Source organism: Pedobacter jejuensis (assembly GCF_003725795.1).
In the GTDB taxonomy this organism is placed as follows: domain Bacteria; phylum Bacteroidota; class Bacteroidia; order Sphingobacteriales; family Sphingobacteriaceae; genus Pedobacter; species Pedobacter jejuensis.
In genome coordinates this window covers 21,536-38,119 of record NZ_RBEE01000009.1, presented here as the reverse complement: position 1 = coordinate 38,119, position 16,584 = coordinate 21,536, and the positions used below count along the sequence as shown (strand labels likewise).

Here is a 16,584-nt window from a genome sequence, read left to right as displayed (position 1 = left end):
GACATGAACCTTAACACACAAAAAATATTAAATTTTTTTAAAAAATCAGAAAGCAAAGCTTCCGTTTTGCTGAAGGATAAAGCTAAAGCAAACGATACCATTCGTGATGCCTTTGGCAAAGCAGTTAACAACAAACATGATTTGGATGGTGTTTGGACAAAAATGACTTTGCTTTTTGGAATAGCAAAGGATTATGTGAATGGAGATTATACGGAAATCCCTAAACGCTCTATTGTTGCAATATTAGGTGGATTGATATATTTTCTATCCCCGATTGATATTGTGCCAGATTTTATTCCGGCGCTTGGTTTTATAGATGATATATTTATTTTGAACCTCGTTTTTAAACAGCTAGCCAAGGATTTAGAAAAGTATAAAATTTGGAAAGATTCTCAAATCAATTTTATAGAAGATGTTGAGGGAACAGAAGTTTAATTTCTTTGAATGGTTAAACCAGCATCTGTTAGCCTGTCCGTTTAAATCTCAGTTCGGTATTGATTGTCCGGGTTGCGGTTTTCAACGTTCTGCTGTTTCGTTAATTGAAGGAAATTTCATCGAATCTTTTAAGTTATATCCGGCAACAATTCCTTTGGTTTTGCTTTTGGTTTTTACGTTTATTCACTTAAAAGTCGATTTTAAGTTTGGCGCACAGTTGATAAAAATCGTGTTTATAGGTATTGCAGTAATTATCTTAATCAATTACATTTACAAAATATACAACCACCAACTCATAAACTAAAACTAAATCTATGTCAGAAGAACAAGGAATCCCTGAAGAAAACCGTCCCATAAACCCGGAAAATAACCAAACGCCTCCATTAGGACCACCAATAACACCACCTGTAACTCCTCCACCTTTTCAGCAACAACCACCATTTGGTCAATTTGGCGGAGGCATGGGCTATCAAAATTTACCTAACTCAACAATCGTTTTAGTTTTAGGGATTTTATCTATTGCATTTTGCTGCTGTTATGGAATTTTGGGTTTAATCCCTGCAATAATAGCTTTGGTTTTAAGCAAAAAAGATAAGGCGCTTTATAATGCCAACCCTTCGATTTACAGTTTAAGCTCTTACAAAAACCTAAATGCTGGTAGAATCTGTGCCATTATTGGTTTGATATTAAACATTCTATCATTAGCATATTATGCTGTGATTATAATAATGTTTGGTACAGGTATGATGAGCGACCCTCAGAAAATGCAAGAAATTTTGAAAGGTCTTCAATAATCAACGGAATTTAATTTTACCTTTAAAATATAAATCGAATGGCTGATGCTGTTCGATTTTCTTATTTTTGTACTCTAAAAATTGTAAATAAAAACTAACGATAATGTATCCAGAATATTTAGTAGAACCAATGCGTAAAGAATTAACTAACGTTGGTTTTGAAGAGTTAAAAAATGCACAAGAAGTAGATTCGGCCATTAAAGGCGAAGGAACTGTTTTAGTTGTTGTAAATTCTGTATGTGGTTGTGCAGCAGCAAATGCTCGCCCTGCCGCAAGAGCAGCAGCAGCACACGAAAAACACCCTGATAAATTGGTAACCGTTTTTGCAGGTATGGAAAAGGAAGCTGTTGATCAGGCTAGAAATTATATGATGCCTTTTCCTCCATCGTCTCCAGCAATGGCTTTGTTTAAAGATGGTAAATTGGTTCATATGATTGAACGTCATCAGATTGAAGGACGCCCTGCACAAATGATTGCTGATAATTTAATCGGCGCTTTTGAACAGTATTGCTAGTTTTTTGGTTTTTTAGCTGGTTTGTTTTTTAGTTGGTTGGTTTTCTAACCAACTAAAAAATAATCAACCGACAAACAGGGTTTTAAGTATTTCGGAATCCAACAAACCATTTACTAATCAACCAACAATCCAATTAAAAATCCTTATTCAGCAATTTTTCTAGCTCTCCGAAGGATACATTCATTCTTACCCTGCCTTGTTTAGCGTAAGATATTTCGCCAGTTTCTTCTGATATAATCACAGCAACCGCATCGGTTGTTTCCGACACACCAATCCCAGCCCTATGCCTTAAACCAAATTGAGATGGTAATTGATCGTTATCGGTTAATGGCAATATACAACTGGCACTTTTAATTTTATTTTCTGATATTACTACAGCGCCATCATGCAGCGGACTGTTTTTCTGGAATATGCTTTCTAGCAAACGTTTTGAAATTTTTGCATCAACAACCTCACAACTGTTGGCGAAAAATTGTTCATCATAAAATTTAACGAAAACCATTAATGCACCTGTACGTGTCTTTTTCATGGTCTTGCAAGCGTCTATAATTGGTTTTATCCTGGCAAGGTTATTTCTTTCAATTTCTTTTCTGCCAAATAAATAGCCCCACCAAGCCTTATTTTTTTGTAAGAAGGCATTTTTTCCAATGAGCAAGAGAAACCGCCTGATTTCGGGGTGAAAAATCACAATCAATGCAATTATGCCTACACTCATAAACTTCTCTATGATCGTAGTTAACAACTCCATATGTAGGCCTTTTACTATCCAGTAAAAAACAGTGATGATAAACATCCCAACCAATAGATTAACAGCTAGCGTATTGCGAATCAGGGTGTAAACGTAATAGATTAATAACGCTACAAGAACAATATCAACTACATCGGTTACCGATATTTTAAGAAAATCGAAATCAAAACCTTTCATTAAGGGCAAGATAGCAAATGTTTTAGAATGGTTAAACGGTAAAAATGTAAAAAAAGGTTAATTGAATAAGAAGTTTAAGCAATACGTAATTTGTAGCTTTCGAGGTTTTAATTTTGAACTGTTTAGCTTTTTACTGCAGCTGAAGCAATTCTATCAATTTTATACATTCAACAGCTTCTTTAACATCATGCACACGAAGTATTTTGGCTCCTTTTTGTAGCGCAACGGTATTTAAAACAGTTGTTCCATTTAAAGCTTCAGCGGCAGATGTACCTAAAACTTTATGTATCATTCCTTTTCTTGAAAAACCAGCAAGTATGGGTAATTTAAATATTTTGAAATCTTCCATGTGGCTTAAAAGCTCATAATTATGCTCGATGGTTTTACCAAAACCAAAACCAGGGTCGATGATAACATCATGAACATTCAATGCTTTTAAAGCAGCAACTTTCTTAGCAAAGTAATCAACTACATCAAGTAAAACATTGTTGTAAACTGGATTTTTCTGCATAGTTTGGGGCGTTCCCTGCATGTGCATAATTATGTAAGGCACTTGTATTTTTGCTATGGTTTCGAACATTTTGTTGTCCATTTCACCAGCAGAAATATCATTAATTATATGAGCGCCAGTAAAAACGCTTTCTTCAGCAATCTTTGCCCTAAAAGTATCGATTGAAATAATAGCCTCTGGTAAATGTTTATTTAATGCTTCAACAATAGGAATAATTCGTGCAAGCTCTTCATCTTCTGCAATATGCGTTGCACCTGGTCTAGAAGAATATCCACCAATGTCAATAAAGGATGCGCCTTCTTTTAGAAACCCTTCAGTTTTAATTAACGCCTCTTTAATTGAATTTGTACGGCTGCCGCTATAGAACGAATCGGGGGTAATGTTTAAAATACCCATTACTTTCGGGGTATTTAAATTAAAGATTTTGCCTTTTATATTCAGACTTTGCTTTACTTCAAAAAAGTTATTTTCTGCCATATTAAACCCTTTCGGGATTTGGGTTTCGCTTTAAAAATGTATCTTTAGCTTTCGTTTTTCGAAACAAAAATACATTAAAAACTAAATAATAATTGGCCTTGGCACAAACAAATACCGCTACCGAATTTGATGATGTGATTGCAATTTGCAGATCCTTATTTTTAAAAAAAACTAAAGATTATGGTACCGCGTGGCGCATTTTAAGGCTCAGCTCTATTACTGATCAAATTTTTATTAAAGCACAACGCATCCGTACTTTAGAAGATAAAAAAGTTAGTTTGGTAGGCGAAGGTATAACATCAGAATATATTGGTATTGTAAACTATTGCGTTATTGCTATGATGCAATCGGACTTTACAGAACAAGATCCGAATGAATTACCTTTTGATGAAGTTCAATCCATATTCGATGCTAAAGTTAAAGAAACCAAGGATTTAATGTTTGCAAAAAATCACGATTATGGCGAAGCCTGGAGAGATATGCGCATAAGTTCTTTAACTGATTTGATTCTGATGAAAATATTTCGTGTTAAACAAATTGAAGATAATGACGGACAAACATTAGCCTCAGAAGGGGTAAATGCAAACTATCAGGATATGCTAAATTATGCCGTTTTTGCATTAATTAAATTGGGAGTAAAATAGATGAAAAATATTGCCTTAACCATTTCCCGAATCCTTGTTGGTGTCCTATTTATTTTTTCAGGATTAATCAAAGCAAACGACCCTTTAGGTTTTGGTTATAAGCTGCAAGAATATTTTGAGGTTTTCCATATGGACTTTTTAAGTCCGATGGCAACCGGATTAGCTATTTTTATATGTACGCTCGAAATTGTTTTTGGCGCTTTATTGCTATTAGGTTTCTGGAATAAAAAGATAGCTTGGGGTTTATTAATTTTAATCATATTTTTCACCCTTCTTACATTCGTATCAGCAGTATTTAAAGTGGTAACAAGCTGTGGCTGTTTTGGTGATGCAATTCCGTTAACGCCTTGGCAATCATTTACTAAGGATTTAATCTTGCTGGGTTTTATCATCTATATTTTTATTAAAAAAGATTTAATAAAACCAGTTACAAGCCTTCCTTTGGCTCAAAAAAACATCGCGATAACGATAACGGTTGTCGCCCTGCTTTTCGGTTTGTACACTTATAACTTTCTACCCGTAATGGATTTCTTGCCATATAAAGTTGGCGCACATATTCCATCATTAATGGTTATTCCTGCAGGAGAAAAACCCGATGAATTTCAAATCATGTATCACCTTAAAAACAAAGCTACCAAAGCAGAGAAGGATTTGAGTGATAAGGATTATTTAAAAACAGAAATTTGGAAAGATAACAATTGGGAAATTATTGGCGAACCAACAAAAACGCTTGTAAAGAAAGGTTTCGATCCAAAAATAAAAGACTTAATCATAACCGATGCTTCGGGAACGGATTACACCAAAGAACTGTTAGAAAATCCGTATTATAGTTTGGTATTTGTAGCTTATAATTTAAAAGATGCTAATACAAAAGCAATTGGCGATTTAAATGCTTTGGCATTAAATGCAACGCAGCAATTTAACATTAGAAGTGTGTTACTAACCTCAAGTTCTGCAGTTGATGCAGAGAAATTTATAAAAAAGAACAACCTGTTTTCTGAAGTTTTTTATGCTGATGCTGTTCCGCTGAAAAGTATGGTTAGGGCAAATCCAGGGATATTACTTTTGAAGAATGGGGTTGTGATTAATAAATGGCATTTTCACAATGTTCCAAATTTCGAACAGTTAAGCAATAAATATTTTAGCAAATAAATGTTAGGCTACGCAATAAAGAAACTTTTATACGGCTTGCTGGTTATGGCAGGCGTAGTATTAGTTGTTTTTATTTTGTTTAATATTTTGCCTGGCGACCCTGCCCGAATGACAATGGGACAGCGGGCCGATGTGCAATCCCTGGAAGCAGTTAGAAAAGAATTTGGTTTGGATAGATCAAAACCAATGCAATTTGTACTTTATGTAAACGATTTATCTCCTTTAAGTGTATTGGATAATGATAGCATTTCGCAGAAAAAATATCACTATGTTAAATTGCTTGATTTTAAAGATAAAGCGCTGGTTTTGAAGCAACCGTATCTGCGGAGTTCGTATCAAACCAAACGTGATGTAACAGCTATCCTTTCAGAAACTGTTCCGAATACTTTTATACTGGCCTTAACTGCCATGATTTTTGCAACCATTATTGGTGTTTTTTTAGGGGTATTATCTGCCGTTTACAAGGATTCATGGATAGATAAATCGGCAAATGCTTTTGCTATTTTAGGTATCTCCGCACCATCTTTTTTTGCAGGAATTATTATTGCCTGGCTTTTTGGCTTCGTTTTAAGTAATTATACTGGTTTAAAAATGAGCGGAAGTTTATACAGCTATGATCCGTTTAATGGCGAAATATTAACATTAAGAAATTTGTGGTTGCCTATGATAACCCTAGGACTTAGGCCTTTGGCAATTATAGTTCAGTTAACCAGAAGTGCAATGCTAGATGTGTTGGCACAAGATTACATCAGAACCGCAAGAGCTAAAGGACTTGGAAGAAATGCAATCATTTATAAACATGCGCTTAAAAATGCAATGAATCCTGTTATAACGGCAATTTCAGGTTGGTTCGCATCACTGCTAGCAGGTTCTTTTTTTGTTGAATATATTTTTGGCTACAATGGTTTAGGTAGAACAACGGTTACAGCTTTAGAAATGTCTGATTTTCCGGTTGTAATGGGCTCCATTTTGTTTATTGCATTTGTGTTTGTGGTTATAAATATATTGGTAGATATTCTCTATACCTATATAGACCCAAGGGTAAAGTTGGTGTAGCACATAAATAACGTTTTTAGAATAACCTTTAATATGATTATCTTTCTTGTTGGATATATGGGCTGCGGTAAAAGTACCAAAGCAAAGCAGTTGGCAAATAAGCTAGATTGTTCTGTTATAGATTTGGATGCTGAAATTGTAAATAAATCTGGCAAAAGTATTTCTGAGTTTTTTGAGGCATATGGCGAAAGTGGTTTTAGAGATTACGAAAGTGAGATGCTTAAAAACTATAATTATCCAGAAACATGTGTTGTTGCAACGGGTGGGGGCTTGCCATGCTTTTTTGATAATATGGATTGGATGAATGAAAACGGTGAAACCATTTATCTACAAATGGAACCTGCTCAATTGGTTTCCCGATTGCACAACCGCCAAAAGCGACCGCTAATTAAAGATTTGAACGATGAGCAATTACTCCAATTCATCAAATTAAAGCTTGAAGAACGAAATCCATTTTACAAGAAAGCAAAAATCATCATCAATGCTTTTGATTTAGATGTTGATAAATTGGCAGGATTGCTGAACGCCTAACCAATTTCATTATCAATAATTTTTGCTGATAGTAAAGCCAAAGGAATTCCACCTCCTGGGTGAACGCTTCCACCACAGAAATACAAACCCGAGATTTTTGATATGAAATTTGGATGCCTTAAAAATGCGGCAAATTGATTATTAGAGCTGTTTCCGTAAAGTGAACCCTGGTAAGAACCAGTTTTAAATTCAATACTGCGTGGGTCTAAAATTTCTTCGCAAATAATATCTTCGGTGATGGCTTTCTCTAAAATTCTATTAATTTTTGCTATGATATGCTGTCTTGCATCCTTTATTAATTGATCCCAATTTTGTCCGCTATCTGCTGGCACGTTAATCATTACAAACCAGTTCTCACAACCTTCTGGTGCATCGCTTTCAATGTGTTTTGAAGTTATGTTAATGTATATTGTTGGGTCATGTGGGATGCTTTTTTCTTTCCAAATGGTATCAAATTCTGCTTCGTAATTCGCTGCAAACAAGATGTTGTGCAAATTTAATTCAGGGTGTATATTTTTAATACCCCAATAAAATATAAGTGCAGAACTGCTTCTTTCCTGATTTAAAAGTTTTTTAGGAGGAGGTAAATCTTTAAGTAAGTTTTTGTAGGTAAACCAAACATCGAGATTAGAGATAACTACATCTGCAGCAATATGTTCTCCTCCAACTAATATACCTTTGATTTTTTTATTGTGATAGTTAATCGCCTCTACTTTCTGGTTGAAATGAAATTTAACGCCTAAATCTTCTGCCAGTTTTACTAATGCAAGTGTTATACTGTACATTCCTTTTTTTGGCAAAAATGCGCCAAAATGATATTCAAAGTGTGGAATTACATTTAAAGTTGCTGGCGCCTGATAAGGATTGGAGCCATTATATGTAGCATATCGGTTAAAGAGCTGTACAATTCTTTTGTCTTTAAAAAAACTTTCGTTTGCTTTATTCTGCGTTCTGAACGCATCAATTTTACCAAAGCGAAATACAGATTTTAAGGTGTCCCAATGTAAATAACTTTTAACCTTATGCAGGGTTCTTTCCAAAAAAACTTTATGGGTTATATCATATATGGTTTTGCTTTTTTTTAGAAAATTATCTATTTCAGCTGAATTAGAATTTGTATTTTTTGCTAGTTCTTCACCAAATTTAGTCGCATCAGCAAAAGCTGTTAATTTTAAACCATCTTCATAAAAATACCTGCAAATTTCTTCTAGTTTTTCATATTCAAAATAGTCTTTCGGGTTTTTGCCAGCAAGCGTAAAAAGTTCATCAACATATTGTGGCATGGTAAATAAACTCGGACCTGCGTCAAACCGAAAACTCTCCAAATTAATTTCTGAAAGTTTACCTCCGGCATATGAATTAGATTCAAATACTCCTACGTTGTAGCCTTTTACAGCCATTCGTATAGCCGAAGCAATTCCCGCAACTCCGGCACCTATAACTATTGCTTTGCGCATTTACTTTATTTCAACTGCTTTAAATAAACCTTCGTTTGTTTTTCCAACTCTATTGTGGCAACTTTTATTGATGAGCCAACTCTTGTACTTGCTGATGTTACTGGCATCTTATTTATCGTTGCCAAGGCATCTATGTACCATTTGCTCCAAACCTCAATAATATGCTTTTCATCAGATGCAGATTTTCCATCAGCAATTGCTTTCTTACTCAAAGCAAATTCGGTTTTTAACCTGTCCAAAGCATCATTTTTAACTTGAGCAATTGTTGCGGTTGCCAGATTTTCATCAGCAGATATTAAAGAATAAGCAGCTGTTAAAGCACTTATACCTATATTTTTCATCTCAATGGCTGATACTTTGTCAATTCTGTCATTATCGGTATGATAAAAAACATCGGTAAAATGCCACATCAATAAACCTGGTATTTTATTTTGCAGAAATGGAGTATGGTCGCTACCACCTTCAAAAGGGTTATAGTTTACTGTCCAGTTGGCAAATTTGCCTTGGGCTTTACAGATGTCGAAAATAAAATCGTTAAAATAATGCGGAAAAAGGTCTTTCTCTTTAACATCACCAGCACCCCATTCCGTATGTTTATCTGTACCTCTAGTCCAAATGGCTGATGGATCGGGCATCTTTTCGATTAAGAAAGAACCGCCTGTTTTCTTGGTGTCTTCGCCAACCATATCTAAGCTCATGCCCCATAAAATTCCTTTTGCACGAGTGCTATCTTCAGTAATGTATCTTCTGGTTGAAACAATTTCATCGCCCCATAAAAAAGTTAGTGTGCGTTTAGGATTTATTTTTTTTGATTGGTAAAGTTCTGCGGTCAAACGAGCCATTTCTGCTAATGTACCTACGCCGCTTGCGTTATCATTTGCCCCAGGCTCTTGCACATGGGCACTAAAAACAAAACGTTGGTTTGGTTTTTCACTGCCTTTAACATTTGCAACTATGGTTAATTCTTCTGATGTATAAATTTTGGTTTCAATATTAACTTTTAGTTTCGTTGTTCCTTTTAAACAGGCTGCTTTTAGTTTTTCTTTTACTTGATATGATAAAAGCAATGTCCATACCTCGCTGTTTGGCCTCATACTGCCAAATTGGATTGATGTTTGGTGGACTTCTGGTTGAGTATATTTTGGCATCGAATAACCTAAAACACCTATAGCACCTGCTTTTGTAGCTGCCATTAGTAATCTGGAAGGAGAATTTTCTGAAAATAGGATTTTACCTTTCAAATCCATTTTTTCTATCTCTGCAGGTACAATTTTTTCGATGTAAATAACTTCAGCCGTAACGCCTTCAACTGGCGTAGAACCGCAATTAATCGGAATCATGTTGCGATTGGTTTTATACGAAATTAAAGGTTGTGTTTCCCCAACGATATCGATATTGGCATCAACAGGTTGCCAGGTTTTATTTTTCATCGCTCGTTTTTCGATGCGATAAGTTAAAGGCGATTCGAATTCATTTTGTTTTTGCTCTACAAAACCTGCTTTTTTTAAAATATTTTCTACGTGATGAATGCTTGCATTAAAACCTTCATTTCCAGGAACCCGGAAATATTTTTCTACAAAGGCTGTTGTGACATAAGCATTATTTTCATTAAATCCAGCTCTTGTTAGCTTAAAATATTGGTCGGTGGTGTTTTGTGCAAAGCCAGCAAAACTGATTAGAACTAGGCTTAGGAGTATCTTAATTTTCATAAAAGGAATAAAAGCGAAAGATACTAAGAATTGTTTATTGATTAAGCTCTGATTATTCATATAACATTAACGTAAATTTAACTTGAACCGTTTCGGTTTTTGGTCTAAATTTTGTACTATTGTATGAATAAGGAGGTTTTTTAAAATGAGCAATGAAATATTAGAGTTTTCTGTACAAGTAGATGAAAAGTTTGACCTAAATTTTAATTGGTTAGATGGCTTTTGGGGTATTGCATATAAGTTTTTCTCAAAATAGTTTTTTTAATCAATATTTCGATGTTATCATTTTCTGGTAACGAATGTTGTTTTCAATCAACTTTGGTTGAAACTTTTTTGTGTTATAGTTTTATAAAGCTCAATTGATAACCTCTAAGTTCTTAGTGTATAAATTTTAAATACTTACCTGGAATATTTTCCTGTTCGTATTTTCATTAAGGTCTCCTTTTTTTTCCATCTGCATTTTGTAATTATTCTGAGATTAGCTTTCCACTTTAGTCTTTCAGCTTTTACACTTATCTTTGCGGCATAATGAGTAGAAAAAAACCAGGTACGATAACCATAATTCCAAACGTACATATAATAGATATTGCCGAAGAAGGAAAGGGCGTTGGCAAAGCCGATGAGTTGGTGATATTTGTAGATAAGGCCGTACCAGGCGATTTGGTAGATGTTCGTCTTACCAAAAAGAAAAAAAACTTTGCCGAAGCAATTATTGATCAGTTACATGAAAAATCAGCATTGCGTACTGACCCATTTTGTAAGCATTTTGGTACTTGTGGTGGTTGTAAATGGCAACACATGGGCTATGATGCTCAACTAAAATTTAAACAAAAAAATGTTGAGGCAGCACTTCAAAGGTTGGGTAAAATTGATACATCTATAACTGAACCTATATTAGGTTCGGCAAAAAATAGATATTATAGAAATAAGCTTGAGTTTACTTTTTCTAACAAACGTTGGTTGGAGAAAGTAGATGTAGAACGTGATGAAGAATTTGATATGAATGCTTTAGGTTTTCATGTTCCACTTCGTTTTGATAAAATATTAGATATAGAACATTGTTATTTGCAGGATGATCCTTCAAATCAAATCAGAAATGCAGTCCGCAAATTCTCCTTAGAAAACGGACTATCATTTTATGATTTAAGAAACCATGAAGGCGCTTTACGCAATCTGATTATCAGAACATCAAGCACAGGCGAAATAATGGTTGCCGTAATTTTTGCATATCCGGAAGAAGAACAGGTAAACGCGTTAATGAGTTTCCTGAAATCAGAATTTCCGAAGATAACATCTTTGCTTTACATCATCAACCAAAAGAAAAACGATACCATCTTCGATCAGGAGGTTAATACCTTTGCCGGTCGCGATCATATTTTTGAAGAAATGGATGGCATTCGTTTCAAAATTGGGATAAAATCTTTTTATCAAACCAATTCAGAGCAAGCATTTGAATTGTATAAAATAACCAAAGAATTTGCAGGATTTAAAGGCGATGAACTGGTTTACGATTTATATACAGGGGCAGGAACAATAGCAAATTTCATAGCCAAAGATGTAAAAACGGTTATCGGTGTAGAGTATGTGCTAACTGCGATCGAAGATGCTAAGTTTAATTCAGAACTAAATGGCATTGAAAATACTACATTCTATGCCGGTGATATGAAAGATATTTTAACATCAGAATTTATTTTGGCACACGGCAAACCCGATGTTGTTATTACCGACCCGCCAAGGGCTGGTATGCATGCAGATGTTGTACAACGTTTACTGGAAATGGAAGCTGAAAAAATTGTTTATGTAAGTTGCAATGCAGCCACGCAAGCGAGAGATTTAGAATTGATGAAGGCAAAATACGACGTGGTTCGAATAAAACCTGTTGATATGTTTCCACATACGCAGCACGTAGAAAATGTAGTTTTGTTAAGATTAAAATGAGAGAATATTTGAATAAAAGAGTCAGTAAATACAATAGAACTCCTGTTAAAATTCACTCACTCACTCATTCAAAACTCAATAATTAAAAATGGATAGAGAAGAATTATTAAGTGCAACACCAGAAGATAGTGGAGAGCCAAAGAAGCAGGAAAGTCCGCTTTTAAGTTTAGAAAAGGATTTAGAATTTTATGCAGATGCAATTAAAGAAGTTGCTATAGAAATTATGGTTGAGGGAATTTCTGCACATCCGATTTTTATTGCTCATCAGCATGAAGTTAAGCTTGGCGAAATCATTTTAAACAGAGAAGAATTAAATACTGATTGGACCATCCAGGCTTCTACCTTGGAGGAATTTGTTGAGAAGGGGATTATCAATAAAGAGAAGAAAGAACAATTTTTAAAGGTTTACAAAAAACCAGAGAACTTTATGTGTGTTTTTGTAATTGTGCCAGAAGGCGCAAACTTTATTTATTATCCTTACAAGAAAGGTAAAAGCTGAAAGAATAAAGACTAAAGCGAAAAGCTATAATCTGTGAAATCATCTTCCAAAAAAATCGGTGCTTTGCATTTGCAAAGCACCGATAGTAAAATTAGTTAAACCTAGAACTAAAACTTTACTTTTATTACATCACCACTTTTAGACGATGACGTTTTCTTTACAGATGCATTTCCTTTGTAATGAATATCACTTCCACCCGATGCACTGGCTTCTAAGCCTTTGCTAACATTAATATTTGCATCAGAACCACCAGATGATGATACTTTTGCATAATCTACAACAAAATCATAAGCATCAACGTCGCTTCCACCGCTACTTTGCACTATCATATTTTCTGCTTTTCCTGTTAATTTAACATCGCTACCGCCGCTACTTTGTAATTCTAAATTGCTGCAAACCAAATTCAATTTTACATCAGACCCGCCAGAAGATTTAAGTACAAATTTTCCAGCTTTTATCTGTCCTTGAGATAAAACATCACTACCTCCTGTTGCGGTAAGTGCCGATAAGGTTTTAAAATTAACGTAAGCCTTTATGGTTTGATTTTTAAACATCGAACTCCAATTGATACCTTCCTTAATTTTAATGGTTAAGTTGCTTCCATTTTGTTCAACAACTACATCTTTCAATAAATCTGATGTTGCTTTAATGTTTACACTTTCACTTCCGCTTTGTGTTAAATACAAATCGATACCACTGCTTATTGTAATGCTGCTAAAGTTTTTTACACTTACGGTTTTTGTATCTTGAGCTTTAGCAATGTAGAAGCTTGTTGTAATTAAAAATAGTGTTGCCGATGTTTTTAAAAAGTTTTTCATAATTAATCTTGTTTAAGAAATTTCCTTTTACCTATTTAGTTATTCAGATAAGGTAAGGGATTTTTAGCTTTTGGTTAGCTATAAGACGCCGTGATGGTGCAAACGTTGCAAGCAATTCAAATTATTTTTCAAATAGTTTGAATTTCACCCTTAAAATCGTTCTTTTTGTAATCAAACCTTTTAACAATGGCTACCTCACAATTACTTATTCTGAATAAAAAACAAATACAGCAAAAGATAGATCGTATAGCTTATCAAATTTTAGAAGATAATATAAACGAGAAAGAAATTGTACTGGCAGGAATTTGGGATAGAGGCTACAAATTGGCCATTAGATTAGAGAAAGTATTAAAAAAAATTGCCGATTTTAAATTGACTCTGTTGCGTATTGATTTAGAAAGAGATAGCAGCAAATTAATTGCGAAAACAGATTTAGATGAAAGCCAGTGGAGAAATAAAGTAATTATTTTGATTGATGATGTGCTTAACAGTGGCAAAACGCTTGCTTATGGTTTAGGCGTTTTTTTGAACACACCTCATAAAAAAATACGTACGGTTGTGCTGGTAGATAGAAGCCATAAAATTTTTCCTATTGCCACAGATTATGTTGGACTTGAACTGGCAACAATTTTAAAAGAACATGTTGATGTTGTTATGGATGTTGAAGGAGAAGAAGATAGGGTTTATTTAAGTTAATATCTTACAGCGATTACCCTCTAGATATTCCTAGAATCCAATATTTGCAAATCACCTCAAATTTTTGCAACTTACCACATGTATCACCCTCGAAAAAACAATATCATTTTTAAATTTTTCTCTTGGTACATTCAATTTATTATTGATAAGGATTTTGCTGCCTTTAAATATGATGAAGTAGCCATCAAACCAAATGCATCTGTATTAATTTTAGCCAATCATTTTAGCTGGTGGGATGGCTTTTTCATATTCTACATCAACAAAAAGTTCTTCAAGAAAAAGTTTCATGTTTTAGTTAATGCAGAAAACTATAGCAAAGTTGGTTTTTTGAAATATTTAGGAGCTTTTGCTGCAGAAAACAGTGGTAAAGATATTTTAGAAACTTTAAATTATGCAGGTAAACTTCTAGATGATGCTGATAATCTAGTGCTGGTATTTCCTCAGGGGAAGCTCTATTCTAACCACTTAAAAAGCATAAACTTTCAAAAAGGAGTAATGCAAATGATTAATGCAAGTCAGAAACAACTTAATATAGTTTTTGCAGCAACATTTGTTGACTACTTTTCGAAACGTAAAGCGTCAGCATACACGTATCTTCAAAACTGGGAGAACGAAGAATATACAAGCCTCCAGCTGTTAAAAAGTGCATACAATAAACATTATGATAATTCTGTTGTTAAACAAGCACAAATTACCGAATGACGATTTTTATTTACGCAGCGCTAATATTTCTAGTCATAAGGTTTTCGGTAACCGTTTTTAACTTCCTTTCAAACCCCAAATTACCACGGGCAATTAAATTTTATAAGGATAAAGTTTCTATTCTTATTCCGGCCAGAAATGAAGCAGAAAATATCATTCAATTGCTTCAATCTATAAAAGAACAAGATTATGTAAATTACGAGGTTATTGTTTTAGATGATAACAGCAGCGATAGCACATTTCAGCTTGTAGAAAACTTTTCAAAGGAGAATCGACAGTTTAAAGCAATCCAAGGTGAAGAATTACCAGCAGGTTGGTTAGGGAAAAATTATGCTTGTCATCAACTGGCTAAAATTGCAATAGGTAAATACTTTTTGTTTGTAGATGCTGATGAAATTATAAAGCGAGGTTTGATAAACAGCTTAATTGCTAGAATGGAAAGTGAAAATTTAGCTTTGTTAAGTTTATTTACAAATCAAATTATGCAAAGTTTTGGTGAGAAAATTACTATTCCATTAATGCATTTTATATTACTAAACCTGCTTCCATTGCGGTTGGTTAAATTATCAAAAAATCCTGCTTTCGCTGCGGCAAGTGGTCAGTGTATGTTTTTTAACTCCTCATTATATAAGGAAAATTCTTGGCATGAAAAAGTAAAGCATCTTGTTGTTGAAGACGTTGAAATAATGAAACGTATAAAAATTGAAGGTTTTAAGGGCGAAGCATTGTTGGCTAATGGTTTGATTTATTGCCGTATGTATAAAAATCTTAACGAAAGTATTAATGGTTTTAGCAAAAATTTATTAGCTGGTTTTGGCAATAACATATTTATATTACTTTTTTACCAACTTTTGGTAATTGGCGGGCCAATCATTTTAGCTATAAACTTTGATGTTGAATTACTCATATTGCCAATAACGTTAATATTGCTTTGCAGAATAATGATATCATTTTTATCAGGACAAAATGTAATATTAAACCTAATATTGCATCCTTTACAAATGTTAATTTATTTGTTTATAGCAATCGTATCAATAAAGAAATTTTTATTTAAAACAGGAACATGGAAGGGCAGATTGATAAAGCCGATTTAAAAGTAAAGAAATTGGCGGTAGCCGCTATTATCATATTTCATTTGGTTGGTTTGTTTGGGTTTCTAATTCCAGCGGCACAACCTTATTTTATGAAACTTGTACCTTTTCATTTACTTTTAATGTTCGCAATTATTGTATTTACGTACAATGGAGATGTTAAAAGGCTTTTGCTTTTTATTTCAGGTGTTTTCTTGTGCGGCTTTTTAGTAGAGGTTTTAGGGGTAAAAACAGGGAAGATTTTCGGAAGTTATTATTATGGTACAACTCTAGGTTTCAAGGTTGCAACAGTGCCCTTGCTTATGGGTGTTAATTGGGTTATCCTAATTTATAGTATGGGCCAAATGATTAAAAGTTTTAAAATACGAAATGGCATAATCGCTTCTTTATTAGGTGGTTTATTATTAATTACCTTTGATTATTTTTTGGAACCCGTAGCAATGAAGTTTGATTATTGGCATTGGGATTGGCATGAAATTCCTTTACAAAATTATATTGCCTGGTTTATTGTTTCTGTTATTTTATTGAAATTTTATTATGCTTTAGGCTTAAAGCAACAAAAGTATATTGGCACAACCATGTTTCTATGTCAATTTATATTTTTTGTTGTCTTATACATGACAACACGATAAAAT

General features: G+C 33.9%; 19 protein-coding genes. 14 read left to right on the top strand and 5 right to left on the bottom strand.

Translation table 11 applies throughout. The features are described from left to right. The first annotated feature begins 3 nt into the window (after nucleotides 1-3). From D7004_RS05935 to D7004_RS05920, 4 genes are all read left to right on the top strand, one after another. A complete protein-coding gene (locus tag D7004_RS05935) occupies nucleotides 4-435 on the top strand; it encodes a YkvA family protein (RefSeq protein WP_123204953.1) in 432 nt (143 codons plus the stop codon). Further along, nucleotides 413-739 carry a DUF2752 domain-containing protein gene (locus D7004_RS05930; protein ID WP_123204952.1) on the top strand — a complete coding sequence of 109 codons (327 nt, stop codon included), beginning with the start codon at nucleotides 413-415 and terminating at the stop codon, nucleotides 737-739. Before D7004_RS05935 ends, D7004_RS05930 begins: the two co-directional genes overlap by 23 nt. 10 nt (nucleotides 740-749) lie before the next feature. Then, the gene (locus tag D7004_RS05925) at nucleotides 750-1,229 is read left to right on the top strand and encodes a CCC motif membrane protein (RefSeq protein ID WP_208646797.1); all 480 of its coding nucleotides are present in this window, start codon (nucleotides 750-752) and stop codon (nucleotides 1,227-1,229) included. 103 nt (nucleotides 1,230-1,332) lie between these two features. Then, a complete protein-coding gene (locus D7004_RS05920; protein WP_123204951.1) occupies nucleotides 1,333-1,743 on the top strand; it encodes a BrxA/BrxB family bacilliredoxin in 411 nt (136 codons plus the stop codon). Between the two features lie 133 nt (nucleotides 1,744-1,876). On the opposite strand, the gene cdaA is transcribed toward D7004_RS05920, so the two are convergent. Beyond that, nucleotides 1,877-2,668 (bottom strand): diadenylate cyclase CdaA, encoded by a 792-nt coding sequence (gene cdaA / locus D7004_RS05915; protein WP_123204950.1) that lies wholly within the window; start codon nucleotides 2,666-2,668, stop codon nucleotides 1,877-1,879. A gap of 130 nt (nucleotides 2,669-2,798) precedes the next feature. Further along, nucleotides 2,799-3,656 carry a dihydropteroate synthase gene (gene folP, locus D7004_RS05910; protein ID WP_123204949.1) on the bottom strand — a complete coding sequence of 286 codons (858 nt, stop codon included), beginning with the start codon at nucleotides 3,654-3,656 and terminating at the stop codon, nucleotides 2,799-2,801. Between the two features lie 98 nt (nucleotides 3,657-3,754). Here folP and D7004_RS05905 point away from each other — a divergent pair, with 98 nt between their 5' ends. Genes D7004_RS05905 through D7004_RS05890 form a run of 4 tightly spaced genes read left to right on the top strand, consistent with a single transcriptional unit; the run spans nucleotide 3,755 to nucleotide 7,039 of the window. Continuing rightward, a complete protein-coding gene (locus D7004_RS05905; protein ID WP_123204983.1) occupies nucleotides 3,755-4,300 on the top strand; it encodes a DUF1599 domain-containing protein in 546 nt (181 codons plus the stop codon). Continuing rightward, a complete protein-coding gene (locus D7004_RS05900; protein ID WP_123204948.1) occupies nucleotides 4,301-5,452 on the top strand; it encodes a BT_3928 family protein in 1,152 nt (383 codons plus the stop codon). Then, the gene (locus D7004_RS05895; RefSeq protein ID WP_123204947.1) at nucleotides 5,453-6,508 is read left to right on the top strand and encodes an ABC transporter permease; all 1,056 of its coding nucleotides are present in this window, start codon (nucleotides 5,453-5,455) and stop codon (nucleotides 6,506-6,508) included. It abuts the gene before it with no gap. A gap of 33 nt (nucleotides 6,509-6,541) precedes the next feature. Further along, nucleotides 6,542-7,039 carry a shikimate kinase gene (locus D7004_RS05890; protein WP_123204946.1) on the top strand — a complete coding sequence of 166 codons (498 nt, stop codon included), beginning with the start codon at nucleotides 6,542-6,544 and terminating at the stop codon, nucleotides 7,037-7,039. Here D7004_RS05890 and crtD read toward each other — a convergent pair. Both crtD and D7004_RS05880 read right to left on the bottom strand, forming a co-directional pair. Then, nucleotides 7,036-8,496: a 1-hydroxycarotenoid 3,4-desaturase CrtD gene (gene crtD / locus D7004_RS05885; protein WP_123204945.1), complete on the bottom strand. Its 1,461-nt coding sequence runs from the start codon at nucleotides 8,494-8,496 to the stop codon at nucleotides 7,036-7,038. The genes D7004_RS05890 and crtD overlap by 4 nt on opposite strands. Nucleotides 8,497-8,501: 5 nt before the next feature. Next, a complete protein-coding gene (locus tag D7004_RS05880; RefSeq protein ID WP_123204982.1) occupies nucleotides 8,502-10,205 on the bottom strand; it encodes a M28 family peptidase in 1,704 nt (567 codons plus the stop codon). A 528-nt stretch (nucleotides 10,206-10,733) separates the two neighbouring features. Here D7004_RS05880 and rlmD point away from each other — a divergent pair. Continuing rightward, a complete protein-coding gene (gene rlmD / locus D7004_RS05870) occupies nucleotides 10,734-12,143 on the top strand; it encodes a 23S rRNA (uracil(1939)-C(5))-methyltransferase RlmD (protein ID WP_123204943.1) in 1,410 nt (469 codons plus the stop codon). Between the two features lie 88 nt (nucleotides 12,144-12,231). Next, complete coding sequence (locus D7004_RS05865; RefSeq protein ID WP_123204942.1) at nucleotides 12,232-12,642, top strand: hypothetical protein; 411 nt, start codon at nucleotides 12,232-12,234, stop codon at nucleotides 12,640-12,642. A 107-nt stretch (nucleotides 12,643-12,749) separates the two neighbouring features. Here D7004_RS05865 and D7004_RS05860 read toward each other — a convergent pair whose 3' ends face one another. Next, entirely contained in the window at nucleotides 12,750-13,460 is a 711-nt protein-coding gene (locus D7004_RS05860) for a head GIN domain-containing protein (RefSeq protein ID WP_123204941.1), read from the bottom strand. A 186-nt stretch (nucleotides 13,461-13,646) separates the two neighbouring features. On the opposite strand from D7004_RS05860, the gene D7004_RS05855 reads away from it, so the two are divergent. The 4 genes from D7004_RS05855 (at nucleotide 13,647) to D7004_RS05840 (ending at nucleotide 16,581) form a co-directional block, all read left to right on the top strand. Next, entirely contained in the window at nucleotides 13,647-14,156 is a 510-nt protein-coding gene (locus tag D7004_RS05855) for a phosphoribosyltransferase family protein (RefSeq protein WP_123204940.1), read from the top strand. Between the two features lie 78 nt (nucleotides 14,157-14,234). Then, on the top strand, nucleotides 14,235-14,858 hold the full coding sequence (locus D7004_RS05850; RefSeq protein WP_123204939.1) for a 1-acyl-sn-glycerol-3-phosphate acyltransferase: 624 nt from the start codon (nucleotides 14,235-14,237) through the stop codon (nucleotides 14,856-14,858). Further along, a complete protein-coding gene (locus tag D7004_RS05845; RefSeq protein ID WP_123204938.1) occupies nucleotides 14,855-15,952 on the top strand; it encodes a glycosyltransferase in 1,098 nt (365 codons plus the stop codon). The genes D7004_RS05850 and D7004_RS05845 overlap by 4 nt, the downstream gene beginning before the upstream one ends. Then, on the top strand, nucleotides 15,922-16,581 hold the full coding sequence (locus D7004_RS05840) for a carotenoid biosynthesis protein (RefSeq protein ID WP_123204937.1): 660 nt from the start codon (nucleotides 15,922-15,924) through the stop codon (nucleotides 16,579-16,581). The genes D7004_RS05845 and D7004_RS05840 overlap by 31 nt, the downstream gene beginning before the upstream one ends. Nucleotides 16,582-16,584: the final 3 nt, after the last annotated feature.

Bases quoted from the DNA above. Each gene is read 5' to 3' on its own strand.
- D7004_RS05935 (WP_123204953.1), top strand. From the start codon at position 4: ATGAACCTTAACACACAAAAAATATTAAATTTTTTTAAAAAATCAGAA.
- D7004_RS05860 (WP_123204941.1), bottom strand. From the start codon at position 13,460: ATGAAAAACTTTTTAAAAACATCGGCAACACTATTTTTAATTACAACA.
- D7004_RS05850 (WP_123204939.1), top strand. From the start codon at position 14,235: ATGTATCACCCTCGAAAAAACAATATCATTTTTAAATTTTTCTCTTGG.
- D7004_RS05920 (WP_123204951.1), top strand. From the start codon at position 1,333: ATGTATCCAGAATATTTAGTAGAACCAATGCGTAAAGAATTAACTAAC.
- crtD (WP_123204945.1), bottom strand. From the start codon at position 8,496: ATGCGCAAAGCAATAGTTATAGGTGCCGGAGTTGCGGGAATTGCTTCG.
- D7004_RS05930 (WP_123204952.1), top strand. From the start codon at position 413: ATGTTGAGGGAACAGAAGTTTAATTTCTTTGAATGGTTAAACCAGCAT.
- D7004_RS05900 (WP_123204948.1), top strand. From the start codon at position 4,301: ATGAAAAATATTGCCTTAACCATTTCCCGAATCCTTGTTGGTGTCCTA.
- D7004_RS05845 (WP_123204938.1), top strand. From the start codon at position 14,855: ATGACGATTTTTATTTACGCAGCGCTAATATTTCTAGTCATAAGGTTT.
- D7004_RS05880 (WP_123204982.1), bottom strand. From the start codon at position 10,205: ATGAAAATTAAGATACTCCTAAGCCTAGTTCTAATCAGTTTTGCTGGC.
- D7004_RS05890 (WP_123204946.1), top strand. From the start codon at position 6,542: ATGATTATCTTTCTTGTTGGATATATGGGCTGCGGTAAAAGTACCAAA.
- rlmD (WP_123204943.1), top strand. From the start codon at position 10,734: ATGAGTAGAAAAAAACCAGGTACGATAACCATAATTCCAAACGTACAT.
- cdaA (WP_123204950.1), bottom strand. From the start codon at position 2,668: ATGAAAGGTTTTGATTTCGATTTTCTTAAAATATCGGTAACCGATGTA.
- D7004_RS05840 (WP_123204937.1), top strand. From the start codon at position 15,922: ATGGAAGGGCAGATTGATAAAGCCGATTTAAAAGTAAAGAAATTGGCG.
- folP (WP_123204949.1), bottom strand. From the start codon at position 3,656: ATGGCAGAAAATAACTTTTTTGAAGTAAAGCAAAGTCTGAATATAAAA.
- D7004_RS05925 (WP_208646797.1), top strand. From the start codon at position 750: ATGTCAGAAGAACAAGGAATCCCTGAAGAAAACCGTCCCATAAACCCG.
- D7004_RS05895 (WP_123204947.1), top strand. From the start codon at position 5,453: ATGTTAGGCTACGCAATAAAGAAACTTTTATACGGCTTGCTGGTTATG.
- D7004_RS05855 (WP_123204940.1), top strand. From the start codon at position 13,647: ATGGCTACCTCACAATTACTTATTCTGAATAAAAAACAAATACAGCAA.
- D7004_RS05865 (WP_123204942.1), top strand. From the start codon at position 12,232: ATGGATAGAGAAGAATTATTAAGTGCAACACCAGAAGATAGTGGAGAG.